The organism is Rhizobium anhuiense bv. trifolii (genome assembly GCF_024346605.1).
Lineage (GTDB): Bacteria > Pseudomonadota > Alphaproteobacteria > Rhizobiales > Rhizobiaceae > Rhizobium > Rhizobium anhuiense.
In genome coordinates, this window is record NZ_CP098804.1 from 538,197 (window position 1) to 562,717 (window position 24,521).

A 24,521-nucleotide genomic window follows, 5' to 3' on the forward strand; every position below is an offset into this window, starting at 1 on the left:
ACCGCGCCGGATTCTCCGAAAAGGCGTCATGAGGCGGCAGAAAATACCGAATCTGACCGTTTCGCGATATTCTCAGGCCTGCAGCACCCGGCGCACATCCGGGTCCTCCAGCGTCTCGTCCAGCGTGACGCGAGTGCGCTCGACGATCGCGTCTATCTCCGTTTCGGTGCAGCAGAGCGGCGGCGCATAGCCCAGCACGCCATTGCCGAAGGCGCGGATGACGAGGCCGTTCTCCCAGGCGCGGTCGAAGATGCGGCGGGCCGGTTCGGCGGATGCCGGCAACGGCGTCTTGTTCACCTTGTCGACCACCAGTTCGACGGCGGCCAGCATGCCGCGGCCGCGGACGTCGCCGACGAGCGGATGATCCCTCAGCGACTCCAGGCCCTGCATCAGCCGTGCGCCGGCCCTGACGCCGTTTTCGAGAAGGCCGTTTTCGTAAAGCTTCAGGACTTCGAGCCCGACCGCGGCGCTGACGGGATGGGCCGAATAGGTGTAGCCGTGGCCGACGGCGGCAGCGCCCGCGCCCTCGGCAATCGTTTCATAGACGTGATCGGACATGAAGACGGCGCCCATGGGGACGTAGCCGGAGGTGAGGCCCTTGGCGGTCGTCATGAAATCGGGAACAATCCCATCCTCGCTGCAGGCAAAAAGCGGGCCGGTGCGGCCAAAGCCGGTGATCACCTCGTCCGCCACGAACAGGATGTCGTGCTGGCGGCAGAATTCGCGCATGGCCTTCATCCAGCCTTTCGGCGGCACCAGCACGCCGCCCGAGCCCTGGATCGGCTCGACATAGAAGGCGGCGACGCGGTCCGGCCCGATCGCCTCGACCTTGCTTCTCAGCGCGGTAAGCGAGGCGTCGATGATTGCCTGCGGACTGTCGCCCGCCGGGTTGCGATAGGCGTAGTGAGACGGAATTTTATGCTGCCAGTCGAAGGGAAGGCCGAAGCCGGCATGGAAGGCGGGCAGCGCGGTCAAACCCGCGCCGACCGTCGAGGAGCCGTGATAGCCCTGTTCGACCGAGATGAACTGATCGCGCTGAGGCTGTCCTCGGGCATTCCAATAGTAGCGGATGAAGCGGACCGTGCTGTCCACCGCATCGGAGCCGCCGAGCGTGAAATAGACATGGTTGAGATCGCCCGGCGCGCGGTCGGCGAGTTCACCGGCAAGCCGGATCGCGGGCTCGGAGCCGAGGCCGAAATAGGCCGTCGCATAGGGAAGCTCGCGCATCTGCCGGGCCGCCGCCTCGACGATGCTTTCGTGGCCGTAACCGGCATTGACGCACCAGAGGCCGGCGAAGCCGTCGATCAGCTGCTTGCCCGATGCGTCGGTGACCGTGGCGCCCTTGGCCGAAGCCAACACGCGCACGCCAAGCTTTTCATGGCCGCGATAGGAAGCGACCGGATGAATGAGGTGGGCGCGATCGAGTTCGATGAGGGAATTGCTGTACATGAAGATCTCCGGATCAGCCGAGTGCCTGGCTGGCGAGGGCAAAGGTGGTGGCGGTTGGATCGGCGGCGTCTTTGGCCAACGGCTGTCTCATCGTGATGCCGCCGCCGACATGGACCAGCCCCTGTTCGGCGAGCCATGGGGAGAGCCCGGTCTCGTCAGTGGTGTCGACCCTGAGGAACCGTCCGGGCCGCCTGGCGATGAAATGTTCGATGAGTGTCTTGGCTTTGCTAAGGTCGGCGGCCACCACGGGTCCGATCACTTCGCCGCGGCCGAAAGGACGCAGGCAGGCGAAGCCGGAAATGCGGCTGTCGCTGCGAATGACGGCGAATTCGCCGATCCCGGCGAAATAAGAGAGCAGTCCTTCTCGATCGGCGCCGAAGGCCAGGCGATCGAGTGTCGCGATGGCAGGGAGATCGGCGGCGGTGGCTGCTTCCGTTTCCGCCGGGGCAGCGATTTCTCCGGCAAGGCCTTGGTGCTGCAGCACGGTTCCCGTCTCGCGGAAGCCAAGCTTCTGGTAAAGCGGCAGGCCTGCCGTCGTCGCCACCAGCCTCAGCGGTCGGTCACCGGCGGTCAACAGTGCGGCGTCCATCAGTCTGCGGCCAAGGCCGCGGCCGCGCATCGTCTCGTCGACGATGACCATGTTAATAGTTGCACAATCGCCCTTGTATGGCGTGACGAGCACGGTGCCGACGACCTTGCCGTTCTCGATCGCGACCATCCCCTCGCTTAGAGCGAGCGCCAGCTGCCAGTCTTCCGTCCGGTGCGGCCAGCCCGCCTGTCTTGAGAGCGCGACGGCGGCTTCCAGATGGTCGGGGCCGAATGGGACGATTTCGATCTGACTTGCTTGCATGGGGGCGTCCTTCATGTCGTGCCCGCCAGTCTGCCGGAGCGCCGGCGGGCAGATCGTCTGAAGGCCATGGTTCAAGCAGTATCTTATGGCTTTGCTGCCATGGACCACCGCATCTTATGCTAGAGCCGATCGATATTCGTCGACCCCAGATCCCGTCAGTGCATCATCGCCAGCGCTGCCGTAAAGAAATCTTCGCCTCCGAAGTTTCCTGATTTCAACGCCAGAAGCATATCGCCCTGGGCATTGCCGACCGTGCGCAACACCGGCACGCCGGGCGCAATCTCCGGGCCGATCAGAAATGCCGGAATGGCGAGCCTATCGACCGCCGCCCCTGAGGTTTCACCGCCTGCGATCACAAGGCGCCGCACGCCTCTCTGCACCAGTTCGGCTGTGATGATCGAGGTCGCGGTCTCGATCGCGTGGCCGGAGGCTTCTCGTCCATAGAGCGATTGCAGCCGGGACACGGTCTCCGGCGCGGCACTTGCGGCGATCACCACAGGACCGGCGGAGATTCTGTCTCCGGCCCAGGAAATCGCCGTGGCGACCTCATCCGGGCCGGCAAGCAGCCGCTCCGGATCGAGCCGCAGCACGGGCATCGACCGTTCGGCGACGTCGAGTTGGCGCAGCGTCGCCTTGGAACAACTGCCGGCAACGATCGCGGACAGCCCGCCGACGGGGCGAATGGCGTCCGCCGTCGTTGCACCGCCGGAGGATATCCGGCCGGAGCGGACGAGGGCGCGGGCAAGGCCGAGGCCGAGGCCGGACGCACCTGTCGATACCGGTGTTTCCAATGCGATCTCGCCGAGCGTTTCAAGATCCCGTTCGAAAATCGCATCGGCGATGGCGATGGTGACGCCTGCCGTGCGTAGGGCATCGAGCTTCGCCTTGACGGCATCAGGCCCGGCCGCGATGGCGGTGAGATCGACCAGTCCGACGGCGTTGCGCGATTGCCGGGCGAGCACCCGCACGAGATTGGCGTCATGCATCGGATTGAGGGGATGGTCCTTGAGCGGGCTTTCGTTTAGCGGCTGGCTGCCGACGAAGAGATGGCCAAGATAGACGGTGCGTCCCGTTTCCGGAAAGGCAGGCGTCACCAGCACGGAGCCGCCGCCGGCCGCCTCGCTCAACGCCTCGGTGACCGGACCGATATTGCCGGCATCGGTGGAATCGAAGGTCGAACAGATCTTGTAAAGCACATGGCCGGCGCCCCGCTGGCGTAGCCATCGCTCGGCGCGGGTCGCGGCCGTCACGGCGTCCGGGGCGGGGACGGAGCGGATTTTCAGGGAAACGACCACGGCGTCGACATCCGGCAACGCGAGTGTCGGATCGGGGATGCCGACCGTCTGCACCGTGCGCAGGCCGTTCTTCGTCAGCGTGTTGGCGAGGTCGGAGGCGCCGGTATAGTCGTCGGCGATTGATCCGAGCAAAATAGCCATCGTCTAGCTCCGTGCAAAAGGTTTGAACCAGCCAAGACCGTCCAGCGTGTGGCCGCGTGGGATGTATTCGCAACCGATGAAACCGCCATATCCCAGGCGGTCGATTTCGCCGAACAGATAGGGATAATTCAGTTCCTCCCCGTCCGGTTCGTTGCGGGACGGCACGCTGGCGATCTGGATATGACCGGTGATCGACAGCAGGCGTCGCAACGCCATGACGACGTCGCCATGGATGATCTGTCGGTGATAGATGTCGAACTGGAGTTTCAGGTTTGGCAGGCCGGATTCGGCAATCAGCCGCTCGGCCGCGCCGAAGTCGCTGAGGAAGTATCCCGGCATGTTTCGCCCGTTGATCGGCTCGAGCAGCAGATCGATGCCCTTTTCCGCAAGCCGCTCGGCAGCATAGGTGACGGAGCGCCGGTAAGAGGAAGAGGCGTCTTGGTCATCAGGGTCGGCGATGCCGGCCATCAAGTGCAATCGCTTGACACTCGTCGCCGCCGCATAGTCCAGCGCCCGTTCGACATCGGCTTTCAGCGCATCGAAGCGTCCGGGAAGAGCGGCGATGCCACGCTCGCCGGCTGCCCAGTCGCCCGGCGGCAGGTTGAACAAGGCTTGCTGCAGATTGTTGCGGGCAAGCCGCTCGGCGATTGCCTCCGGCGGGGCTTCATAGGGGAAGAGATATTCGACGGCGGTAAAGCCAGCATCGGCTGCGGCGTCGAAGCGGTCGAGGAACGCCCATTCGTTGAACATCATCGTCAGGTTGGCGGCGAAAACCGGCATGTCTCGTGTTCCCTCTACAGGCTCTGCGGCTCTTTGGCGGAGCTGGGCAATTCTGCGCCGGAAAGCTGGGCATAGAGCCGCGCCAGCGAGGAATCGTCGTCGCGGCCCATGCCCGCTCCAGCGGCGGCCAGATACATCTGCAAGGCCGCTGCCGCGAGCGGCACCGGGTAGCGCTCGGAGCGGGCCATGTCCTGGACGATACCGAGATCCTTGACGAAAATCTCGATGCTGCTCAGCGGAGTATAGTCTCCGGCCAGCACATGCGGCACGCGGTTTTCGAACATCCATGAATTGCCGGCCGAAGCCGTGATCACCTCATAGACTTTGTCGAGGTCGAGGCCCTGCTTGGCGGCGAAGGTAATGGCCTCGCAGGCGGCGGCGATGTGCACGCCGGCGAGAAGCTGGTTGATCATCTTGAAGGCAGCACCTTTCCCGGCCGCATCGCCTAGCTCGTAGACCTTGCCGGCCATGGCCTCGAGTCCGGGGCGCGCCGTGTCGAAGGCCTGTCTGGAGCCGGAAGCCATGATCGTCAGTGCGCCTTGCGCCGCCTTGGCGGCGCCGCCCGAAATCGGCGCGTCGAGATAATGCAGGCCGAGAGCCTCCACCCTTTGCGCCAGGTTGCGTGCAATGGCGGGATCCATGGTGGCCGACGAGATGAAGACCGCACCGGCCTTCATCGCATGCGCGACACCTTCTGGTCCGAACAGTACGGCCTCGGTCTGCGCGCCGTTGACGACCACGGAGACGACAATGTCGGCGCCCTTTGCCGCATCGGCGGGGGTCGCCGCGCCGCGCCCGCCCTCGGCGATGAAGCGGTCCACCGCCGCCGGCGTGATGTCATATCCAATGACGTCGAGACCTGCGCGCTTCATCGACCGGGCCATTCCGAGCCCCATGGAACCAAGACCGATGACGGCTGCGACAACGGCGGAGCCCGGATTTTCAGCAAGCGGTGACATGAGGAGGTTCTCCATCTCCTGAGGAAGGTCTGTGCCCTCCGGGTAGCGTCCCGGAGGGGCTCTAGAGCGCCGTGCGTCTACAAGACGCGCTAATGACGCTCTAACATTTTGAATTTGCGCATAATCCTTTCCGAAAATCGATTCCGATTTTCGGGGTTGTGCGCGAGTTCAGCGATTGACGGTTTTCGCCGGAACCGTCAACACGGCCAGCGAACCAATGACCAGCGCGGCCGCCAGCAGATACATGCCGGCGCTGTTGGTGCCGGTGAAGTCTTTGAGATAGCCGACCAGAAACGGCCCGAGAAACCCGGCGAGGTTGCCGACCGAATTGATCCAGGCGATGCCGGCCGCAGCGCCGGTGCCGGCAAGAAAAGCTGTCGGAAGCGACCAGAAGAGCGGTGCGCAGCTGATCGCGCCCGCTGCCGCCAGCGAGAGGCAGACAATCGACACCGTCGTGCTCGTCGCCATGGTCGCCGCGACAAAACCACCGGCGGCAATCAGAGCCGGGACGACGAGGTGCCAGCGGCGTTCACGCAGCCTGTCGGCGGAACGTCCGAGTGCCAGCATCGCGACGAATGTGCAGATATAGGGGATCGCCGAAATCAGGCCAATATTCAGGTTTCCGCTGACGCCCGAGGCCTTGACGATGGTCGGCATCCAGAAATTCAGCCCATATTGCCCGAGCACGAAGCAGAAATAGATCAGGCACATCAGCCAGACGCGACGGTCGGTCAGCGTTGCACCGATACTGTGCGGGCTTGCCGTCTTGCCCCGGTTCTCCGCCTCGATATTGGCCGTCAGCACGCGCTTTTCCTCATCGTTCAGCCATTTCGCGCCCTGGATCGTATCATCAAGATAGAAGAACGTCGCGACACCGAAAAGAATGGCCGGAATGGCTTCGATCAGGAACATCCACTGCCAGCCGGAAAGACCATGCGTGCCGTGAAAGCTGTCCATCAGGAGACCCGAAAGCGGATTGCCGAAAATGGCGGATATCGGGATCGCCGACATGAAGGTGGTGATAATCCTGGCGCGGCGGTGGGCCGGATACCACGCGGTCAGATAAAGAATGATGCCGGGGAAAAATCCGGCTTCGGCCACGCCCAGCAGGAAACGAAGGACATAGAAGACGGTTTCCGACGAGGTGAACATGAAGGCGGCGGAAATGATACCCCAGGTGACCATGATGCGGGCGATCCACACCCGCGCGCCGACCTTGTTCATGATGATATTGCTCGGCACTTCAAACAGAAAATAGCCGATGAAGAAAATGCCTGCACCGATGCCGTAGGCGGCTTCCGAAAGGCCGAGTTCACTCGACATTTGCAGCTTGGCGAAGCCGACATTGACGCGGTCGAGATAGGCGACCACGTAGCACAGCATCAAAAAGGGTACGATGCGCCAGAAGACCTTGCCATAGGCACGGTCTTCCGCGGCTTCAGCGGTATATGCGCCAGCGATTGGCGCCTGCGTCTGCAGCGTCATGATTTTCTCCTCCGATTGTTGCCGCGGTCCCTGTCGATCCTCCCGCGGCACGCCGAGCCATTTTTGGCAGCGCTGCCATTTTCATTAATCCATTTTGGCAGCGCTGCCAACAGCAAATTGGTAGCGCTGCCAAAAAAACCTTGCTTCTTGGCGGGAGCAGTGAAAAATGGGGATAACGCGGGTCATCGGCCGACAGGCTGAACGACCACCTCGAAAGCCGGGTTCAAACGTAACGATGGAATTCAAACATCAGGCGACGGTCACGCTTGCCGAGGTCGCGGAGGCGGCCGGTGTCGGCGAGAGCACGGTGTCGCGCGTGCTGCGCAACCATGGTTCGTTTTCCGGCAAGACGCGGGAGCGGGTGATGGCCGCCGTCGAGCGGCTGGGTTATGTGCCGAACCGGATCGCCGGAACGCTCGCCTCCACCGGGTCGCGTCTTGTCGCGTTCGTCATTCCGTCGCTCTCCAACATCGTCTTTCCCGATGTGCTGCGCGGCGCCAGCGCCGTTCTGGAGGAGAACCGGTACCAGGCGGTTTTCTCCGTGACCGATTACGATCCGGGCAAGGAGGAGGCGCTCGCCGCCGCGATGCTTGCCTGGCGGCCGGCGGCGGTCATGCTGGCGGGATACGAGCATACCGAGGGCACGGTGAAGATGCTGCGCGCCAGCGGCTGCCGGATCGTGGAGCTGCTCGATCTGGATGGCGATGCTCTCGATATCGCCGTCGGTTTCTCGAACCGCGCGGCCGGGCGGGAGAGCGCGGCCTTCCTGCTGAGGCGGGGTTACCGCCGGATCGGCTATGTCGGTCACGACCTCAACCGCGATACCCGTGCCGGCAAGAGGTTTTCCAGCTTTTGCGAGACGCTCGATGCGCATGACGCACCGCTCGTCGCCCGTGAAATTCTCGCCGGCGCCTCGTCCGTGGAAAACGGCAGGCTGGGATTGGAGCGGCTGCTTGCCCGGACGACCGATCTCGATGCGGTTTATTTCTCCAACGACGACATGGCGCTGGGTGGTTATTTTCACTGTCTGGCTCAAGGGATCGCGATCCCCTCGAAGCTCGCCATTTTCGGCTATAACGGCCTCGATATCGGCCGGGTAACACCGCAACCACTGTCGACCATCCGAACGCCGCGCGTGGCGACGGGACAGATAGCCGCCCAGATGGTCGTCGCCAACGCGCCGCCGCAGGCCGTCGATCTCGGCTTTGAACTGATCGAAGGGGCAACTGCGTAATATTGGAGGAACTGTCATGTCCGACGCGCGCCTGCGTGAGGAAATCTGCCGATACGGCCGCTCGCTGTTCGAGCGCGGGCTGACGCCCGGTTCGTCGGGCAACATATCGTTGCGGCTTGAGGACGGCGGCTGGCTGGTCACGCCGACCAATGCCTCGCTCGGCTTTCTCGACCCGGCACGGATCTCCAGGCTCGATGCCGAAGGCCGGCTCCTGTCCGGCGACAAGCCGACCAAGGAAATCCCGCTGCACACGGCCCTCTACGACACGCGCGGCAGCGCCCGCGCCATCGTCCATCTTCACTCCACCCATGCGGTGGCGCTGACCATGCTGCCGGAGGTCGATCCGCGCGCCGCCCTGCCGCCGATGACGCCATATTATCTGATGCGCGCCGGCGAAACCGCGCTGGTGCCCTATTATCGTCCGGGCGATCCTGATGTGGCCGATGCCATCCGCGGGCTGGCGGGCAAGTATTCGTCGGTGCTTCTGGCCAATCACGGACCTGTTGTCGCCGGCGACAGCTTGGAAGCAGCGGTCTTCGCCACTGAGGAACTGGAGGAAACCGCAAAGCTCTATCTGCTGTTGCGCAACCTCAATCCCCGTTTCCTCAGCCCGGCTCAGGTGGCCGATCTCGTCAAAACCTTCGGCCTCGATCTTCCGTCGCATCACGATCATGATCACGACGGTGATTGAAGGCGTCACTCCGCCGGCCGTTGACTGCGGGCGAATGCGCGCAACCTTCTGCCAAACCCCGCTTTCGATACGATAGATTCTGCTTCCGATGCTGCCAATTCAGGCGAGCTGCGGGGGAAGCGGTGCTTATGATTGTGACACGTCCCCAGTTCCGGTCATTCAAGGATACGCAGATGACGACGTTCCGTCCGAAATACATCACCTTCGACTGCTACGGCACGCTGACCAACTTTCAGATGGCGGAAGCGGCCCGTGATCTCTACGGCGAAGAGCTCGACGAGCGGCGCATGGCGGAGTTCATCAAGAATTTCGCCGCCTATCGGCTCGACGAGATCCTGGGCGACTGGAAACCCTATGCCGAGGTGGTGCACAATTCACTCGAGCGGACATGCAAGCGCAATGGCGTGACCTTTCGCGATGAAGCGGCAAAGATGATCTATGAGCGGGTTCCGACCTGGGGGCCGCATCCGGACGTGCCGGCCGGGCTCGCCAAGGTCGCCAAGGAAATCCCTTTGGTAATCCTCTCCAACGCGATGAATTCGCAGATCATGTCGAACGTTGAAAAACTCGGCGCGCCCTTCCATGCGGTCTATACCGCCGAGCAGGCGCAGTCCTATAAGCCACGCTTCAAGGGCTTTGAATATATGCTTGATATGCTCGGCTGCGGGCCGGAGGACGTGCTGCACTGCTCGTCCTCCTTCCGCTATGACCTGATGTCGGCCCACGATCTCGGCATCAAGAACAAGGTCTGGGTCAATCGCGGCCACGAGCCGGCCAATCCCTATTACGGCTATGTCGAAATTCCTGACATCTCGGGCCTGCCTGGCTTCGTCGGGCTCTGACGGAGGCACGCGGATGCAGTTCGAATCCTACTGGCACGACACGGCACCAGCCTTTGCCGGCGGCGCACAAGGCCCCGTCGAAGGACATTACGATGTCGCCGTCATCGGCGCCGGCTTTACCGGGCTTGCCGCGGCGCGCCAGCTTGCAAGGGCCGGCGTCAAGGTCGTGGTGCTGGAGGCCGAACGGGTCGGCTGGGGGGCATCGGGACGCAATGGTGGACACCTCAACAATGGGCTCGCCCACAGTTTCCTCTCCGCCAAGTCAGCACTCGGCGCGGAGCGAGCTGTCGCGCTTTACAGGGCACTCGACGATTCCATCGACACGATCGAGGCTGTTATCGCCGAGGAGGGGATCGACTGCAATTTCCGCCGCGCCGGCAAGCTGAAGCTTGCTTCCAAGCCGCAGCATTTCGATGCCATTGCCCGCAATTTCGAGGCTGTCCACAAAGAGGTCGATCCGGATACCGCACTTCTGACCGCCAATGAGCTGAAAGGCGAGGTCGGCTCGCCCTTCCATGGCGCCATGCTCTCGAAGAAGAGCGCGATGATGCATATGGGCCGCTATGTCGCCGGGCTCGCCACCGCCGCTGCTCGCCGCGGCGCCACCATTTTCGAAAAGGCGGCGGTGACGGCACATCGGCAGGGCAACGGCCGCCACAGCCTTACGACTGGACGCGGCACCGTCACCGCCGACCACGTGCTGGTCGCGACAGGCGCCTATACGCCGTCGCTCTTCAGTTATTTCCGTCGCCGGATCGTTTCCGTCGGCAGCTTCCTGATCGCCACCCGTCCGCTGACCGACGCCGAAATTGCCGCGACGATGCCGGGCAACCGCACCTGCGTGACGTCGATGAACATCGGCAATTATTTCCGGTTGTCGCCGGACAATCGGCTGATCTTCGGCGGTCGCGCCCGCTTTTCCGCCACGTCGGATCAGCGATCGGACGCAAGGAGCGGCGATATTCTGCGCGCCAGCCTGGCTGAGATCTTTCCGCAGCTTGCCGGCGTCGAGATCGACTATTGCTGGGGCGGGCTCGTCGACATGACCAAGGACCGCTATCCGCGCGCCGGCTATGTTGATGGTGTCTGGTATGCCATGGGCTATTCCGGCCACGGCGCCCAACTCTCCACCCATCTCGGCATGATCATGGCCGACGCCATCCTCGGCAAGGCCGACCGTAACCCAATCAAGGGTCTCGATTGGCCGGCCGTCCCCGGCCACTTCGGCAAACCGTGGTTCCTGCCGCTGGTCGGGCTTTACTACAAGACGCTCGACCGCTTCCAGTAAGGCAGAAATGGATCAGCAAAAAGGGCGCCGGGATCATGTCCCGGCGCCCTTTGCGTTCTGTCGGTCAGGCGAGGCCGCCGATGTGGAAGCTCTTCATTTCCAGATATTCATCGATGCCGCATTGAGCGCCTTCACGGCCGAGGCCGGACTGCTTGACGCCGCCGAAGGGCGCGACCTCGGTGGAGATGGCCCCGGTGTTCAGGCCGAGCATCCCGAATTCGAGCGCTTCGGCGACACGCCAGGAGCGTTTCAGGCTCTCGGTGTAGAAATAGGCGGCTAGGCCGAAGGGCGTGGCGTTGGCGATGCCGATCGCCTCTTGCTCAGTGTCGAAACGGAAAAGCGGGGCAACGGGCCCGAAGGTCTCTTCGCTGGCAAGCTGCATGTCGGTGGTCGCACCGCCGAGCACCATCGGCACGGCATATTGATCGCCTTCAGGCACGAAACCTGCGGTGGCGAGGATCCTCGCTCCCTTTTCCACCGCATCGTCGACATGACGCTTGATCTTCTCGATCGCCGCCTTGTTGATCATCGGGCCAATATCCGTGCCGGCCGCCGTGCCGGCCCCGACCTTCATGGCCGATACGCGTGCGGAAAGTTTGGCGGCAAAGGCCTCGTAGACACCGGACTGGACGAGAAGGCGGTTGGCGCAGACGCAGGTCTGCCCGCCATTGCGGAATTTCGATGCGATCGCGCCTTCCACGGCAAGATCGAGATCGGCGTCGTCGAAGACGATGAAGGGCGCATTGCCACCGAGTTCGAGGCTAAGTCGCTTGACGCTGTCGGCTGCGCCGCGCATCAGCAGCGAGCCGACGCGGGTCGAGCCGGTGAAAGAAATCTTGCGGACGGTCTGGTTCGCCATCAGTTCGTCGCCGATCCGGGTGGGCAGGCCGGTGACGATATTGATGACGCCCTTCGGGATGCCGGCGCGCTCAGCCAGGACGCCGAGCGCGAGGGCCGAATAAGGGGTGAGGTCCGATGGCTTGATGACGACGGTGCAGCCTGCGGCGAGTGCAGGCCCGACCTTACGGGTGATCATCGCATTTGGAAAATTCCACGGCGTGATGATCGCCGACACGCCGACCGGCTCCTTCAGAACGACGATCCGCCGGTCCGCCGTCGGCGAGGGAATGGTCGTTCCGCCGATGCGGCGCGCCTCCTCGGAAAACCATTTGATGAACGAGGCGCCGTAGCGGATTTCGCCGCGCGCTTCCGTCAGCGGCTTGCCCTGCTCACGAGTGAGGATCAGCGCCAGATCCTCGATATTGTCGAGCATCAGATCGTGCCAGGCTTCCAGCAATGCTGCGCGCTCGGCATTGGTCTTTGCCCGCCATGGACCGAAGGCCCTTTCCGCCGCGGCGATTGCCGCCCTCGTATCGGCTCCGTCCATGTCGGGCACCGTGCCCAGCACATGCTGCGTCGCCGGGTCGATCACTTGGATCGTATTCCCGGCGGCGGCCCCACGCCATTCTCCGTCGATAAGCCCTTGCTGGCGAAGCAGGCTGCTATCCCTCAATCCGTTCATTCTGTTCTCCATTGATCAGTCAAGTGCCGAAAGCACCGATGCGGTGATCGCGTCGGTCTTGTCCTTGCCGGGAATGGCGCCGATGCCGCGTGCGGTCGTCGCCTCGATTGATGCCATCACCTTTGCGGCAGCGGCCGTTTCTCCCAAATGCTCCAGCATCATCGCGCCCGACCAGATGGCGGCGATCGGATTGGCGATGCCGAGATGGGCGATATCGGGGGCGGATCCGTGGACCGGTTCGAACATCGATGGCGCGGAGCGATCGGGATTGATATTGGCGGAGGCTGCAAAGCCGAGCCCGCCCTGGATGGCGGCGCCGAGATCGGTCAGGATATCGCCGAACAGGTTGGAGGCGACCACGACGTCGAGACTATCGGGCGCCATGACCATGCGGGCGGCCATGGCGTCGATATGGTAGCTGGTCACGTCGACATCGGGATATTCGGCAGAAAGCCTCTGGGTGATCTCGTCCCAGAAGACCATCGAATATTTCTGGGCGTTGGACTTGGTCACCGAGGCAAGCTTGCCGCTGCGCGCACGCGCTTGCTCAAAGCCGAAACGCAGGATGCGCTCGACCCCCTTGCGGGTGAAGATCGAGGTCTCCACAGCCACCTCGCTGTCGGTGCCCTGGTGGACGCGGCCGCCGGCCCCGGAATATTCGCCCTCGGTGTTTTCACGAATGCAGAGGATGTCGAAACCGTCGGACCGCAACGGTCCCTGCACGCCGGGCAGCAGCCGGTGCGGGCGGATATTGGCATATTGCACGAAAGCCTTGCGGATCGGCAGCAGAAGCCCGTGCAGCGAGGCGGAATCCGGCACCTTGTGGGGCCAGCCGACGGCGCCGAGCAGGATAGCATCGAAGGACCGGAGCGTTTCGATGCCGTCGGCGGGCATCATGCTGCCGTTCTCCAGATAGTAGTCGCAGGACCAGGGATAGCTGGTTGCATCCAGAGAAAATCCGTTCAGGCGAGCTGCCTTTTCGAGTACGGCCCAGGCTGCTGCCGTCACGTCACGGCCGATGCCGTCTCCGGGCAGAAGGGCGATCTTGTAGGTCTTCATCGCAGGTCCTCACAGGCTGATGAGCACACTCTTGCTCTTGCGGTTGGCGAGATAGGCTTCGCGACCGAGATCCTTGCCGATACCGGACTGCTTGTAGCCGCCGGTCGGCAGGATATGGTCGCGCGAGCGGCCGTAGCGATTGACCCAGACGGTGCCGGCCTGCAGGCGGCGCGTCACGCGGATGGCACGCGACAGATCCCGGGTGAAGAGGCCGGCGGCGAGCCCGTAAGCCGGATGGTCGGCGAGGCTCAGCGCCTCCTCCTCGTCCTCGAAAGTCTGAATGGTCAGCACCGGTCCGAAGATTTCCTCGAGAACCGCCGGCGATGTTGCCGTCACGCCCGACATCAGCGTTGGGGCGTAGAAATAGCCTTCGCGGTCGAGGCGGCGGCCACCGGTGAGGCACTCGGCCCCGCCGTCGATCGCGGCGCGGATGATACCGTCCATGCGGGCGATCTGGCGTTCGGAGATGACGGGCGAATAATCGGTTGCTTCATCCCAGGTGGGGCCGGGGCGGATGACCGCCAACCTCTCGACAAGTGCGGCCGCGAGCGCGTCCGCCACCTTCGCCTCGACAATCAGGCGGGAACCGCAGACGCAGGCCTGACCGGCGTTGGAGAGAATGCTGCCGGCGATTGCGCCCGCAGCAAGCTCGAGATCGGCATCGGCAAAGACCAACTGCGGACTTTTGCCGCCAAGTTCGAGCGTCATCGGCTTGACGCCGGTGCGAGCGATATTGGTCATGATCGCCGAGCCGGCCGCAGTCGAGCCGGTAAAGCTGACCTTGGCGATGCCGGGATGTCCGGTGATCGCATTTCCGGTGGTCGGGCCGTCACCGAGCACGATGTTGACGAGACCGGCCGGCAGACCGGCCCGCACCGAAAGTTCGGCGAGATAGAGTGTCGAGAACGGCGTCATCTCCGATGGTTTCAACACCACCGCATTGCCCGCCGCCAGCGCCGGGCCGAGCTTCCAGCCCGCCATGGACAGGGGAAAATTCCAGGGCGTGATGGCGCCGACGACACCGTAGGGTTCGGTCATGATCATGCCGAAATTGGTATCGTCGGTCGGAACGAGGTCGCCGCCTTCCTTGTCGGCGAATTCGGCAAAGAAACGGATCTGCTCGGCAGTGACGGCGATGTCGCCGGCGACGAGATGACCGATGGGCCGTGTCGACGAGAGCGCTTCAAGCCTGGCGAGGGTCTCTGCCTCCGCCTCGATCAGATCCGCCCAGCGCTGCAACGCCACGGTGCGCTCGCGCGGCCGCACGCCGCCCCAGTTGCTCGTCCTCAACGCCTTCTTGGCGGTTTCGACAGCGTGGTCGACAACTGCTGCGTCAGCCAGCGGGCAGCCCGCATAGGCCTTGCCGTCGGAGGGACGATGCATGTCGATCACGGCTTCGGCCGGAATCAGCCGGCCGCCGATGAAATGCCCGACGGGCAGGGAAATCGTGTTCGGATCGAAGCTGAGTGTCATCGCATGTCCTCGGGGTGGGCTGAGGCAAGCCTAACCGGGGAAAGCGAGCAGCATTCATCGACCGGCGATGCCGCAGCGGCGAAAAATTGCGTTTTCGCCGCTGCGGCCAGTCAAATCTACGGCGTTGGCATTACGACACGGTCACGTAGATTTTGCGCACCGTCTCGATCGTCTTCCAGACGCCGACGAAGCCGGGCTTCATGACGAAGCTGTCGCCGGCTCTGTAGACCACCGGTTCGCCACCTTCCGGGGTGATCTCGATCAGGCCGGAAAGGATATGGCAGAACTCGAACGTCTCCCCCTTGATCGAGCGCGTCTCGCCGGGGGTGGCTTCCCACACGCCGCTATGAACCGTCTCGCCGCGGGCGACGTCCTGCGCCCAGGTCTTGAAGGCCGGGTTACCGGAGATCAGCCGTTCGGGCAGCGGGCCGGACTCGCGCGGCGTGGAGGTCGGGTTGGTGTCGATCGTCTTGAGAAGGGACATGATTTTGCTTTCCTGGGTTAAGAATTCAGTAGCCGCGGCTGCGATCGATCAGTCCGATCGGGTCGAGGCCCGCCTGATAGCGTTTGATGTTGCCGATCACGGCTGCTGCGGCGGTTTCAGCTTGGGTGACGCTCGCAATGTGCGGCGTCAGCAGGATCTTCGGGTGGCTCCAGAAGGCGTGGTCCGCGGGAAGCGGCTCCGGCTCGGTGACGTCGATAACGGCGCCGGAAAGATGCCCGGCGTCGAGTGCGGCGACGAGTGCCCGATGGTCGAGCTGAGCGCCGCGACCGGCATGGACGAGCGCCGCACCAGCCGGCATCCTGGCGAAGAGGCCGGCATTCAGGAAGCCGCGCGTCTCGTCCGTCAGCGGTAGCAGGCAGACAAGAATATCGGTGGTATCAAGCAGAGTATCGAGGCCGTCCCGACCGCTCAGGCATCGGATGCCGTCGATCTCGCGCGGGCTGCGGCTCCAGCCCGAAAGTGGAAAGCCGAAGGGTAGCAAGCGTTCGAGCACGGCGGTTCCGAGCATGCCGAGCCCGAGCACGCCGATGCGGCGGTTCGAGGCCTGCACCGGCGCGACCGCCTGCCAGGTCCGGCGCCGCTGCTGGTCGAGATAGGTCGGCAGGTCGCGATGGAGCGCAAGTACGGAAAGCGTCACATATTCCTGCATCATCCTGATGATGCCGTCCTCGACCATGCGCACCACCTTCACCGACGTAGGCACGGCATCGATGCGGAACTGGTCGATCCCGGCACCAATCGAAAAGAGGATTTCGAGATTGCGGTAGCGCGCGAGATCATCCGGCAGGGTCCAGGTGATGAGATAGCGCACGGCCTCGGCTTCGACCGACTTGGGATCCATGGAGAAGGCGATGTCCGGTAGTTCGCGCGCGAAGGCTTCGGCGAAGATGGCGCCGCGCTTCGCGTCCGAATTGAAGAGAAAGGTCATTGCGTCGGCTCCTTGATCTCGTGCTTCAGGCGCAGCGGCGACCGAGCGCCTCGACCATCGCCTGGCAGGCGAGCAGTTCACCAGCACGGATGAATTCATCCGGCTTGTGGGCGCGGCCGATGTCGCCCGGTCCGCAGATGATCGCATCGATGCCGGCGCGCTGGAAAAGCCCGGCCTCCGTGCCGTAGCTGACGGCGGCGAGCGGCTCGATGCCGGTCAGTTCGCCAAGCAGCGCCGCAAGCGGCGCGTCGGCGGCAAGCGACAACGCCGGATAGGCGCTGAGTTCGCGCCATTCTACTTGGAAACCACGCTGCGACAGCGTCTCGGCCGATGCTCGCAACGGCGCTAGCAGCGTTGCCGGATCGACGCCGGAAATGGCCCGCGCTTCGAACTCGGCCTCGCAAATGTCGGGAATGATATTGACCGCCTGGCCGCCCTTCAGCGTGCCGACCTGAAGGGAGGAGTAGGGCGGTTCGAAAACATCTTCGAACGGCCCGGAGGTCAGCCGGTCGGCTTCGGCGCTGGCGTAAACCAAAACGCTGGTGATGGCATGGATCGCATTCAGCCCCTGATCCGGGCGCGAGGAGTGGCCTGCCCGGCCTCTGACCGTCAGCCGGGCGGCGGCCTTGCCCTTATGGGCGCGGATTGCCCGCATGCCGCTCGGCTCGCCGATGATCGCTCCAAGCGGAGTTGCGCAGAGCTCCGGCAGGCGGGCGATCATATGCGGCGCGCCGCGGCAGCCGGCCTCCTCGTCATACGAAAAGGCAAGGTGGATGGGCCGGCGAAGCGGCATGGCCGCAAACGCCGGGACGGCGGCGAGCACGGCGGCCAGGAAGCCCTTCATGTCGGTGGCGCCGCGACCGTAGAAGCGGTCCGCTTCGGCCCGCAGGCGGAACGGATCGCTGGTCCAGCCGCCTTCGGCGGCGGGGACCACGTCCATATGGCCCGAGAGGATATAGCCCGGCGTTTCCTTCGGGCCGATCGTGGCGAAGAGGTTCGACCGGTCGCCCTCCGGACCGGGAAGCTCCGTGACAACAACGCCGTGGCTTTGCAGGTAGTGCCGGATCCATGCGACGATCTCGGTGTTCGGCGTGCCGACGACCGAGGGAAAGCCGACGAGCCTTTCGAGAATTTCAATTGCCTGCATGGGATTCTTCACAGCGCGGCGGGATTTTTGGGGTGCTTGTAACTGGGCTGACGGGAGGCGACATTCCGGGTCCTCACGGTGAACGGCGATTGGCGGCCGATCCGGGCCTGGTCAATGACTCTAAAGGCAGGCGCAGGCGTTATTTGCCGAATGCGCATCGGGATTTGGTCGATTGTTGTGTTTGCGCGCGCTTCCCCAGTGAATTGTATCGAACGATCTGTTCTAGTCTGGTCACAGAAGTTTCCGAGCGCAGGCTGGGCGAGACAATGCGGCAGGAGGGCCGGGTGAGTGAACTGACATCCGAATCCAGGATCGTCGACAGTTTCGAGATGCGCCTTGCCGGGATCGACAGCGTCGATCTCGACAAACTGCATGCGCTTTCGATGACCGTCGCCTGGCCGCATCGCGCCGAAGACTGGCAATTCATGCGTGAGTTCGGCGAGGGCGTCGTGGCGATCGATGAAATCGGCCGCATTCTCGGCTCCGCGATGTGGTTTCCCTATGATGCGCAATTTGCCACGGTCGGTATGGTCATCACCTCGCCGCGCCTGCAAACCAACGGTGCCGGGCAATGGCTGATGGGCCACGTGCTGGATCAGGTCGCCGGGCGCCACCTAGGGCTGAACGCGACGCGTGCCGCGCGACGTCTCTATCGTTCCCTGAATTTCATTCGGGAGGCATCTGTCTTCCAATGCCAGGGCGAAGCGATATCGCCGCCGGATGTGGAGCCGCCGCCCGGCGCCGTGATACGGGCAGTCGAGGCTGGAGATCTGGACGCGATTGCGCAATTGGATTGCGTGGCCTTCGGCACGGAACGCAAGCTGCTCCTGGCCCGGCTCATGGCTAATTCCAAGGGTATCGTGTTGAGCCGCGCCGGCAGGATCGAGGCTTTCTCGCTTTGCCGGCGGTTCGGGCGCGGCCATGTCATCGGTCCGGTCGTGGCGGGCAACGATGCGGACGCGATCGCCGTCATCCGTCCGCACGCAGGCGAGCATAGGGGGGCGTTCTTGCGCCTCGACACACGCGAAAAGGGCGGAACGTTTTCCGATTTCCTCTCCCGCTGCGGTCTTTCGGTCTACGACATCGTCACGACCATGTCGTTCGGTGGCCCATGGCTCCCGCATCCGGAGCATCAGGCAGCGCATGCGCCTAAAACCTATGCGCTCGTCAGCCAGGCGCTCGGGTGATTTAGAGCCTTTCCGGGTTAGATTGCAGCATTCTGTTGGCTCAAACGGAGTCGGATGGTCGACCGGCCGGCGCGCGTCGTAGCTCAACTCTACGGCCAAGCCGGCCGGTCGATCAGCCGGCCCGTTTCAGCCAACCCTCCCGCAGATTTGCCAGGCAAATCTGCAAGACTTTAGAATCGCCGGACGCACCTATTGCTTCGCATGGCGAAGCGGTGCGGCCGGTGAGCCGATCGCCTTTGCCCTGACGAAAACCTGCTCCGGCAGAATGCTGCAATCTAACCCGGAAAGGCTCTAAGCGCCGGGACAGACGGGCATGTCGGTCAGAGCCTGCCGGCGTTCGAATTCCGGCCGGAACGAACGATATTGCCAGAGACCCTCTGGGCCTTGCCTCCGGTACACGGTTTCGAGCCAGAATATCGTATCGTCGATCGGCAAGACGGGATGCCACGCATACCATTCCGACCAAATTTTTCCTGTCGGATCGCTGTCCATGATCGCCGCTCGCCTCCTCACCGACGCAATTCGAACATCCTCACGGCATGGGAGCCGCTGGTCTCGATTTCCTGGAGTCGAGATCGACACCGATCGTGAGAGGTCTGATTTCTGCATCCTGCGATCCAGCGTGCCTCGGAAAATGTTCTATGATGGAGAATAACAGTGAGGAAATATTCTTCAATAGAGATCATTTTCCCGTATTGCGCGAAGTCTTCCTTATCGCCCGTCGGGAGATGTTTCAGGTTGCAGGATGTGGCTGCGTTGACGAATGATTTTCGTCGATGGATGCAAGCTCGATTGGGCGTCGACACCGGTGATGAGTCGCCGTGTTCCGTGACCCCTGATCTGTTTGGGTGATGGTTGGATGCTCAGCCGATCGAACGCAGCCCGAGATAGGCCGCCAGACTGACGGCGGAAAGGGCGATCGTCAGCTTGGGTCTCGCGTCGTCAAACATTGCGGACAGTAAAAGGCCGAGCATCAGAATGACGGATTTTGCCCAAAGATCCTGGTCGGAGACGGTGAAAGCGATCGCTGCCAGAAAGACGGCACTTGCGACGACTGTCACAGGGGCGGACTTCTCGGCGAGATCGCCGCCGGCGAAATACGGCAGCAGAAAACGCCGCATGCTCAAGCCTGAAGCGACGCTCAGAAGAAGACAGGTCAAGACAAGGTGCAACATGAGGTCGTCGCCGATCGATCTGCAGATAGGTTTGCGGATGCAAACCGTGTGCCAAGCTCAAACCCTCAAAACGTCGTCCGACAGAGGCAATGTCGTAGGTTGCATGGCTATTTCCGCGGCGACCCGACCCTTTTTTCGGCAATCGCCTGCCTGCCGGCTTGCGTTTTTTTGTCCGGTGCCGAAACCGGCTTGAGCAATGTCGATGATTTTTATATAGAGAATTATCTCTAGCCTTAATTCCGAAAACGAGATCTTTTCATTGGACCTTTCGTCGATCGACATATTCCTCGCCGTCGCCAGCGACCGCAGCGTTACCAAGGCCGCCAAGGCTGTGGGGCGGGTGCCGTCGAACGTGACGACGCGCATCCAGCAATTGGAGGAGGACCTCGGCGTTTCCCTCTTCAGCCGCGATGGCAAGAAGATGACCCTGACGCGGGAGGGCGAGACGTTTCTTTCCTATGCCAACCGGCTCAAGGCGCTGGCGCTGGAAGCGCGCCAGGCTGTGCGGCCTCTCGCCCCATCGGGGACGTTGCGGGTCGGCACCATGGAGAGCACGGCGGCAAGCAGGCTGCCGGCGGCACTGACGCAATTCAACCAGATGTGGCCCGATGTATCGCTGCATCTGACGATGGGGGCGTCCCGCGATCTGACCCGCGATGTTCTCTCCGATGTGCTCGATTGCGCGCTGATTGCCCGCCTGCCGAAGGCGATGCGTGAGGAAGACTCGGGCTTCGATGCCGAACTCAAGGCCCTGGAGATGGAGCCGGTCTTTGTCGAGGACCTGTTGATCGTACTGCCGTCCGGCCATCCCGCCATCAAATCCGCCGCCGACCTGCGTGTCGGGGCGCTCGCCGCTTTGGAGCCCGGCTGCACCTATCGCCGGATCGCCGAAAACTGGGTGCGCAAATCGAGCGCCCTGCCGACCAGCGAGCTCGGCTCCTACCACGCGATTCTGGCAAGCGTTGCGACCGGCAATACGGCCGGCGTCATGCCGAGATCCGTTCTCGATCTGATGCACTGGCCGACGTCTGCCCAGACTTACCAGCTGGGACCTGTCGAGACGCTGCTCGTCTACCGCAGGAATGACCGCCCGAGCGCGTTCAATGCGTTCCACGAAGTGCTCAGCGCGACAAAGGGCAGAGATATCAGACTGGCAGCAAACTAACTCGCACCTGCTCTTCCTTCATCCGCCAGATAATCCTCGTTCGAAATTGGTCTTGTCATGCAGTTTCCCGTTTCCCCGAAGGTGGGACCGAGCCGCTTCCGCCGCTTCCGTCTGTTCTCACCGATCCTGGCCGGTGCGACCTTGCGGGAGCGATTGATCGCATGCCTCGGCGCTTTGCTGGCCATTGGTCTGACCGGCGTCATCAGCGGCTATCTGTTCGGGCAGGGGCCGCATCTGCCACTGATCGTCGCGCCGATGGGGGCGTCCGCGGTGCTTCTTTTCGCGGTGCCGGCAAGCCCGCTGGCGCAGCCATGGTCGATCATCGGCGGCAATACGATTTCAGCGCTGATGGGGATTGTGGCCGCCTATTTCATTCGTGATCCGATCATCGCGACCGGTGTCGGCGTTTCGCTTGCGATCGGCGCAATGTCCTTCACGCGCTGCCTTCACCCTCCGGGAGGAGCCGCGGCCCTGACCGCCGTGCTCGGTGGTCCTGTCGTTGCCGGCTGGGGCTTCCTCTTTCCCTTCGTGCCCGTCGCTTTGAACTCCTGCATTCTCGTCGGCCTTGGCCTGCTGTTCCACAAGCTTTCCAAGCGGAATTATCCGCACGTCGTTCTCAAGGCGGAGAACACCCATCAGACGATCGACCTGCCGTCGGCCGCGCGGGTAGGGTTCCGCGAGGAGGACGTCGATGCGGCTCTCGAAGCGCTCGACGAAACCTTCGATATCGACCGGGCAGACCTCGGCCGACTGCTGCAGCAGGTCGAGCTGCAGGCGGCCATCCGCTCGAACGGCAAGATCAGCTGTGCCGATATCATGTCGCGTGACGTGATCGCCATCGGGGAAACGTCGGAACCGGATGCTGCGCGTCACCTTCTCTTGAAGCATAATATCCGCACCCTGCCGGTGAAGGACCCGGGGGGCCGTCTCATCGGCACCGTCGGCCTGCGGGAATTGTCCGGAAGTACCGAGACGATCGCACACGCGATCTCGAGGCCGGCGGTGGCGAGACCTTCGGATGCCGCTCTTTCACTGTTGCCTGTGCTGACCGACGGGCGCACACATGCCGTCATCGTCGTTGATGACGATTACCGAATCCTCGGCCTGATATCGCAGACGGATCTCCTGAGCGCCGTGGCGCGATTGCTGCCGAACGACAGCGCGCCGGTTCCGGTTGTGGCCTGAGAAAGCCGTCGGCGTCATGCGCCGGCATTACGCGCCTGGCAAATCCGCTTTATGCCGCGCCACCCGATTGCGGCCCGCCTGTTTGGCGAGATAAAGCGCCGCATCGGCCTGGCGCTGGAGTTCCTCTACCGAAATTGCCTGACTGTTCGGCGCGTGAGTGGCCACTCCGATGCTGAGGGTGACGTAGGGAGCGACGCGGGATGCGGGGTTGGGAAGGGAGGCGGCTTCAACCCGCTTGCGAATATTGTCGGCGACGGCAACCGCCTCCTCGCCATCCAGTCCAGGAAGCAGGACAAGAAATTCTTCGCCGCCATAACGGGCCACGTGATCGCGACCGTGCCTCACGCTGCTCTGAATAATGCCGGCGACCTTCACCAGACAGCGATCACCCTCGGCGTGCCCAAGGCTGTCATTCAGGTTCTTGAACTGATCGATGTCGCACATCAGCAAGGAAGCGCCTTCGGGACAGGGCTCGTCGATGCCCCAGAGGCGATTGAGCATCTCCATCATCCAGCGCCGGTTGGCGATGCCGGTCAGGGGATCGGTTCTCGCAAGCAACTCGAGGCGCGCATTTGCGTCGGCCAGTTCCGCCACGCGGCTTCGGTCCCGAAGTTCGAGAAGGAAGGCCTTCTGGGCCAGGATCGTCATCGTGCGTCGCGCCACGACGGTTGCGACGACACCACTTGCAAAAAACAGCGTCGCAGCCACGGCGCTTCCCAAGTCAAGCCCCGGATTATGAAGCTGGAAAAACAGATAGAGACCGAGCGCCGATGCTGCGATCATCACCGTCCAGGCCATCGGGACGGCGAAGATGATCATCGCGGTAATCGCCACGACCAGCATGATGTTCAAATGCCGCTCATAAAACGCGCCACCGGCGCTGACGCCCACCAGGGCGACCGAGAGCAGGATGAAGAACATGCCGGCGATCAGAGAGAGCCCCTGCAGCCAGGATGCGCGCGGTTTTCGCCAGACGAAGGCGGTGGCCAGGGCTGCGGGCGGAAGGATGCAGGCGGGCAAGAGCATCGACAGCACGATCGGCAGTGGAAGCAGGATGGCGTTGAGGCCCAAGGTCACGCCATCAAGCAAAGCGACCCAGATCATCCAGGCGCGAATGATCTTGGCCGCCTGCGACCACGAACGTTTCCGAAAAAGTCCGTGAAGCTCGCCTTCTAGGCGGATGTCGCGTGTGCGGCCCGCCAGGAGGCGCTCGACCTCCGCCATGACAGCTGGACTTCGCACCTGAAGCGGCGTCCGCGTGGATGCGCTCGCCGGGTTCACCGAAACTGCGTTCTCCTGAACGTCCATCTGAGCGGATTTAGTGGAGCATCTCCCGCAGGCAAGAACAATGAAGCTTCAGACCGTGTTTCCTTGCGCCCCAAAGTTGTCGAAATGATCGGTTTGCATCGATGTGGCACACATCGCTCTTGGTCATCTCCAAGGCCGGTACCGGGTTGTAAGCGGCTTTAGAAAATCTTGCTGCTCTTCAGGACATGCTCCACGCCGCTTTGAACGTGCTGCCTGAGAACAGCCTTTGCACCTTCGCCATCCCTGCCCAGCGCGAGCTCGAACAGCAGCTTGTGATCGTCGACCACCGCCTTGCCGCGGAAGCTCTCGGCCAGCAGGTGATAGCGAAGGAAGCGGTCGAAGACCGAGGAAAGGCTCGCCATCAACGTCGCCGAATTGCAGGCAGAAACGATCGCCTGGTGAAATTCCCAGTCGTAGCGCACCCAATCGATCGTGCGCGAGGCATCACCAGAGAGCAGCCGGCGCTCCGCAGCCGCGAGCTTGTGATGCGCGGCGACGATCCGGCCTTCCCATTCCAGATCGCCGGCCGCAAATGCAAGGTCCATCGCATGGGTCTCCAGCACGATGCGCAGATCGGCGAGTTCCATCAATTCCTGGCGTGAGGCGGGACTGACCTCGAAGCCCCGTTGCCCTTCGGCGATTACCAGATTTTCTGTCGTGAGGCGGCTCAGGATCTCGCGCAGCGACGACACGCTGATCGAATAACGCTCCTTGGCCTGCTCGAGCTTTATCTTGGTGCCGGGCGGCAATATGCCGACGATGATATCCTGCCTCACCTGGCGAAAGACCACGTCACTGATGGTTTCGCCTGTTTCGCCCGATCGCTCGAGCACGGCTTCTCCTGATTTCACTT

At 62.9% G+C, this 24,521-nt stretch carries 23 protein-coding genes; 7 read left to right on the forward strand and 16 right to left on the reverse strand.

All coding sequences use genetic code 11. The annotated features are described in order from the left end of the window. Positions 1-72: 72 nt before the first annotated feature. The 6 genes from NE851_RS34210 to NE851_RS34235 all read right to left on the reverse strand — a co-directional run bounded on the left by NE851_RS34210 (position 73) and on the right by NE851_RS34235 (position 6,959). The gene (locus tag NE851_RS34210; protein WP_127431805.1) at positions 73-1,449 is read right to left on the reverse strand and encodes an aspartate aminotransferase family protein; all 1,377 of its coding nucleotides are present in this window, start codon (positions 1,447-1,449) and stop codon (positions 73-75) included. Between the two features lie 13 nt (positions 1,450-1,462). Beyond that, positions 1,463-2,299 (reverse strand): GNAT family N-acetyltransferase, encoded by an 837-nt coding sequence (locus NE851_RS34215; RefSeq protein ID WP_127431804.1) that lies wholly within the window; start codon positions 2,297-2,299, stop codon positions 1,463-1,465. Between the two features lie 155 nt (positions 2,300-2,454). Further along, positions 2,455-3,735, reverse strand: a complete 1,281-nt coding sequence (otnK, locus tag NE851_RS34220; protein ID WP_127431803.1) for a 3-oxo-tetronate kinase — start codon at positions 3,733-3,735, stop codon at positions 2,455-2,457. A gap of 3 nt (positions 3,736-3,738) precedes the next feature. Continuing rightward, entirely contained in the window at positions 3,739-4,515 is a 777-nt protein-coding gene (otnI, locus tag NE851_RS34225) for a 2-oxo-tetronate isomerase (RefSeq protein ID WP_097545010.1), read from the reverse strand. A 14-nt stretch (positions 4,516-4,529) separates the two neighbouring features. Then, a complete protein-coding gene (ltnD, locus tag NE851_RS34230; protein WP_047619673.1) occupies positions 4,530-5,474 on the reverse strand; it encodes an L-threonate dehydrogenase in 945 nt (314 codons plus the stop codon). 168 nt (positions 5,475-5,642) lie between these two features. Then, positions 5,643-6,959, reverse strand: a complete 1,317-nt coding sequence (locus NE851_RS34235; RefSeq protein WP_047619631.1) for an MFS transporter — start codon at positions 6,957-6,959, stop codon at positions 5,643-5,645. A gap of 235 nt (positions 6,960-7,194) precedes the next feature. Between NE851_RS34235 and NE851_RS34240 the strand changes: the two genes are divergently transcribed. The 4 genes from NE851_RS34240 to NE851_RS34255 all read left to right on the forward strand — a co-directional run bounded on the left by NE851_RS34240 (position 7,195) and on the right by NE851_RS34255 (position 11,014). Further along, positions 7,195-8,193 carry a LacI family DNA-binding transcriptional regulator gene (locus tag NE851_RS34240; RefSeq protein ID WP_097545012.1) on the forward strand — a complete coding sequence of 333 codons (999 nt, stop codon included), beginning with the start codon at positions 7,195-7,197 and terminating at the stop codon, positions 8,191-8,193. A gap of 16 nt (positions 8,194-8,209) precedes the next feature. After that, positions 8,210-8,884, forward strand: a complete 675-nt coding sequence (gene otnC / locus NE851_RS34245) for a 3-oxo-tetronate 4-phosphate decarboxylase (RefSeq protein ID WP_097545013.1) — start codon at positions 8,210-8,212, stop codon at positions 8,882-8,884. A 173-nt stretch (positions 8,885-9,057) separates the two neighbouring features. Beyond that, positions 9,058-9,726: a haloacid dehalogenase type II gene (locus tag NE851_RS34250; protein WP_097545040.1), complete on the forward strand. Its 669-nt coding sequence runs from the start codon at positions 9,058-9,060 to the stop codon at positions 9,724-9,726. A gap of 13 nt (positions 9,727-9,739) precedes the next feature. Then, positions 9,740-11,014: an NAD(P)/FAD-dependent oxidoreductase gene (locus NE851_RS34255; protein ID WP_097545015.1), complete on the forward strand. Its 1,275-nt coding sequence runs from the start codon at positions 9,740-9,742 to the stop codon at positions 11,012-11,014. A 64-nt stretch (positions 11,015-11,078) separates the two neighbouring features. Here NE851_RS34255 and NE851_RS34260 read toward each other — a convergent pair whose 3' ends face one another. The 6 genes from NE851_RS34260 to argE form a co-directional block, all read right to left on the reverse strand. After that, positions 11,079-12,536, reverse strand: coding sequence for an NAD-dependent succinate-semialdehyde dehydrogenase (locus NE851_RS34260; protein ID WP_097545016.1), 1,458 nt, complete (start codon positions 12,534-12,536; stop codon positions 11,079-11,081). Between the two features lie 15 nt (positions 12,537-12,551). Then, positions 12,552-13,595 carry a tartrate dehydrogenase gene (locus tag NE851_RS34265; RefSeq protein WP_097545018.1) on the reverse strand — a complete coding sequence of 348 codons (1,044 nt, stop codon included), beginning with the start codon at positions 13,593-13,595 and terminating at the stop codon, positions 12,552-12,554. A gap of 9 nt (positions 13,596-13,604) precedes the next feature. Beyond that, the gene (locus tag NE851_RS34270) at positions 13,605-15,068 is read right to left on the reverse strand and encodes an aldehyde dehydrogenase family protein (RefSeq protein ID WP_097545020.1); all 1,464 of its coding nucleotides are present in this window, start codon (positions 15,066-15,068) and stop codon (positions 13,605-13,607) included. Positions 15,069-15,198: 130 nt separating this feature from the next. Next, on the reverse strand, positions 15,199-15,552 hold the full coding sequence (locus NE851_RS34275) for a cupin domain-containing protein (protein WP_028755635.1): 354 nt from the start codon (positions 15,550-15,552) through the stop codon (positions 15,199-15,201). Positions 15,553-15,577: 25 nt separating this feature from the next. After that, entirely contained in the window at positions 15,578-16,501 is a 924-nt protein-coding gene (locus NE851_RS34280) for a 2-hydroxyacid dehydrogenase (RefSeq protein ID WP_028755636.1), read from the reverse strand. Positions 16,502-16,526: 25 nt separating this feature from the next. Then, positions 16,527-17,648 carry an acetylornithine deacetylase gene (argE, locus tag NE851_RS34285; RefSeq protein ID WP_047619650.1) on the reverse strand — a complete coding sequence of 374 codons (1,122 nt, stop codon included), beginning with the start codon at positions 17,646-17,648 and terminating at the stop codon, positions 16,527-16,529. Between the two features lie 266 nt (positions 17,649-17,914). Between argE and NE851_RS34290 the strand changes: the two genes are divergently transcribed. Further along, positions 17,915-18,835 (forward strand): GNAT family N-acetyltransferase, encoded by a 921-nt coding sequence (locus tag NE851_RS34290; RefSeq protein WP_097545022.1) that lies wholly within the window; start codon positions 17,915-17,917, stop codon positions 18,833-18,835. Between the two features lie 291 nt (positions 18,836-19,126). Here NE851_RS34290 and NE851_RS34295 read toward each other — a convergent pair whose 3' ends face one another. Both NE851_RS34295 and NE851_RS34300 read right to left on the reverse strand, forming a co-directional pair. Next, positions 19,127-19,327 carry a hypothetical protein gene (locus NE851_RS34295; RefSeq protein WP_047619653.1) on the reverse strand — a complete coding sequence of 67 codons (201 nt, stop codon included), beginning with the start codon at positions 19,325-19,327 and terminating at the stop codon, positions 19,127-19,129. 371 nt (positions 19,328-19,698) lie between these two features. Further along, positions 19,699-20,010: a hypothetical protein gene (locus tag NE851_RS34300; RefSeq protein ID WP_097545026.1), complete on the reverse strand. Its 312-nt coding sequence runs from the start codon at positions 20,008-20,010 to the stop codon at positions 19,699-19,701. A 259-nt stretch (positions 20,011-20,269) separates the two neighbouring features. Between NE851_RS34300 and NE851_RS34305 the strand changes: the two genes are divergently transcribed. Both NE851_RS34305 and NE851_RS34310 read left to right on the forward strand, forming a co-directional pair. Continuing rightward, entirely contained in the window at positions 20,270-21,175 is a 906-nt protein-coding gene (locus tag NE851_RS34305; RefSeq protein WP_028757401.1) for a LysR substrate-binding domain-containing protein, read from the forward strand. Positions 21,176-21,232: 57 nt separating this feature from the next. Then, entirely contained in the window at positions 21,233-22,360 is a 1,128-nt protein-coding gene (locus NE851_RS34310) for an HPP family protein (protein ID WP_097545030.1), read from the forward strand. A gap of 27 nt (positions 22,361-22,387) precedes the next feature. On the opposite strand, the gene NE851_RS34315 is transcribed toward NE851_RS34310, so the two are convergent. Together NE851_RS34315 and NE851_RS34320 are read right to left on the reverse strand one after the other, a co-directional pair. Then, positions 22,388-23,668: a GGDEF domain-containing protein gene (locus tag NE851_RS34315; protein ID WP_047619657.1), complete on the reverse strand. Its 1,281-nt coding sequence runs from the start codon at positions 23,666-23,668 to the stop codon at positions 22,388-22,390. 158 nt (positions 23,669-23,826) lie between these two features. After that, a complete protein-coding gene (locus NE851_RS34320; RefSeq protein WP_373289188.1) occupies positions 23,827-24,519 on the reverse strand; it encodes a GntR family transcriptional regulator in 693 nt (230 codons plus the stop codon). Positions 24,520-24,521 lie beyond the last annotated feature (2 nt).

What these genes read in the sequence shown, in the direction of transcription:
- NE851_RS34210 (WP_127431805.1), bottom strand. Translation starts at nt 1,449, where the DNA reads ATGTACAGCAATTCCCTCATCGAACTCGATCGCGCCCACCTCATTCAT.
- NE851_RS34215 (WP_127431804.1), bottom strand. Translation starts at nt 2,299, where the DNA reads ATGCAAGCAAGTCAGATCGAAATCGTCCCATTCGGCCCCGACCATCTG.
- otnK (WP_127431803.1), bottom strand. Translation starts at nt 3,735, where the DNA reads ATGGCTATTTTGCTCGGATCAATCGCCGACGACTATACCGGCGCCTCC.
- otnI (WP_097545010.1), bottom strand. Translation starts at nt 4,515, where the DNA reads ATGCCGGTTTTCGCCGCCAACCTGACGATGATGTTCAACGAATGGGCG.
- ltnD (WP_047619673.1), bottom strand. Translation starts at nt 5,474, where the DNA reads ATGTCACCGCTTGCTGAAAATCCGGGCTCCGCCGTTGTCGCAGCCGTC.
- NE851_RS34235 (WP_047619631.1), bottom strand. Translation starts at nt 6,959, where the DNA reads ATGACGCTGCAGACGCAGGCGCCAATCGCTGGCGCATATACCGCTGAA.
- NE851_RS34240 (WP_097545012.1), top strand. Translation starts at nt 7,195, where the DNA reads ATGGAATTCAAACATCAGGCGACGGTCACGCTTGCCGAGGTCGCGGAG.
- otnC (WP_097545013.1), top strand. Translation starts at nt 8,210, where the DNA reads ATGTCCGACGCGCGCCTGCGTGAGGAAATCTGCCGATACGGCCGCTCG.
- NE851_RS34250 (WP_097545040.1), top strand. Translation starts at nt 9,058, where the DNA reads ATGACGACGTTCCGTCCGAAATACATCACCTTCGACTGCTACGGCACG.
- NE851_RS34255 (WP_097545015.1), top strand. Translation starts at nt 9,740, where the DNA reads ATGCAGTTCGAATCCTACTGGCACGACACGGCACCAGCCTTTGCCGGC.
- NE851_RS34260 (WP_097545016.1), bottom strand. Translation starts at nt 12,536, where the DNA reads ATGAACGGATTGAGGGATAGCAGCCTGCTTCGCCAGCAAGGGCTTATC.
- NE851_RS34265 (WP_097545018.1), bottom strand. Translation starts at nt 13,595, where the DNA reads ATGAAGACCTACAAGATCGCCCTTCTGCCCGGAGACGGCATCGGCCGT.
- NE851_RS34270 (WP_097545020.1), bottom strand. Translation starts at nt 15,068, where the DNA reads ATGACACTCAGCTTCGATCCGAACACGATTTCCCTGCCCGTCGGGCAT.
- NE851_RS34275 (WP_028755635.1), bottom strand. Translation starts at nt 15,552, where the DNA reads ATGTCCCTTCTCAAGACGATCGACACCAACCCGACCTCCACGCCGCGC.
- NE851_RS34280 (WP_028755636.1), bottom strand. Translation starts at nt 16,501, where the DNA reads ATGACCTTTCTCTTCAATTCGGACGCGAAGCGCGGCGCCATCTTCGCC.
- argE (WP_047619650.1), bottom strand. Translation starts at nt 17,648, where the DNA reads ATGCAGGCAATTGAAATTCTCGAAAGGCTCGTCGGCTTTCCCTCGGTC.
- NE851_RS34290 (WP_097545022.1), top strand. Translation starts at nt 17,915, where the DNA reads ATGCGGCAGGAGGGCCGGGTGAGTGAACTGACATCCGAATCCAGGATC.
- NE851_RS34295 (WP_047619653.1), bottom strand. Translation starts at nt 19,327, where the DNA reads ATGGACAGCGATCCGACAGGAAAAATTTGGTCGGAATGGTATGCGTGG.
- NE851_RS34300 (WP_097545026.1), bottom strand. Translation starts at nt 20,010, where the DNA reads ATGTTGCACCTTGTCTTGACCTGTCTTCTTCTGAGCGTCGCTTCAGGC.
- NE851_RS34310 (WP_097545030.1), top strand. Translation starts at nt 21,233, where the DNA reads ATGCAGTTTCCCGTTTCCCCGAAGGTGGGACCGAGCCGCTTCCGCCGC.
- NE851_RS34315 (WP_047619657.1), bottom strand. Translation starts at nt 23,668, where the DNA reads ATGGACGTTCAGGAGAACGCAGTTTCGGTGAACCCGGCGAGCGCATCC.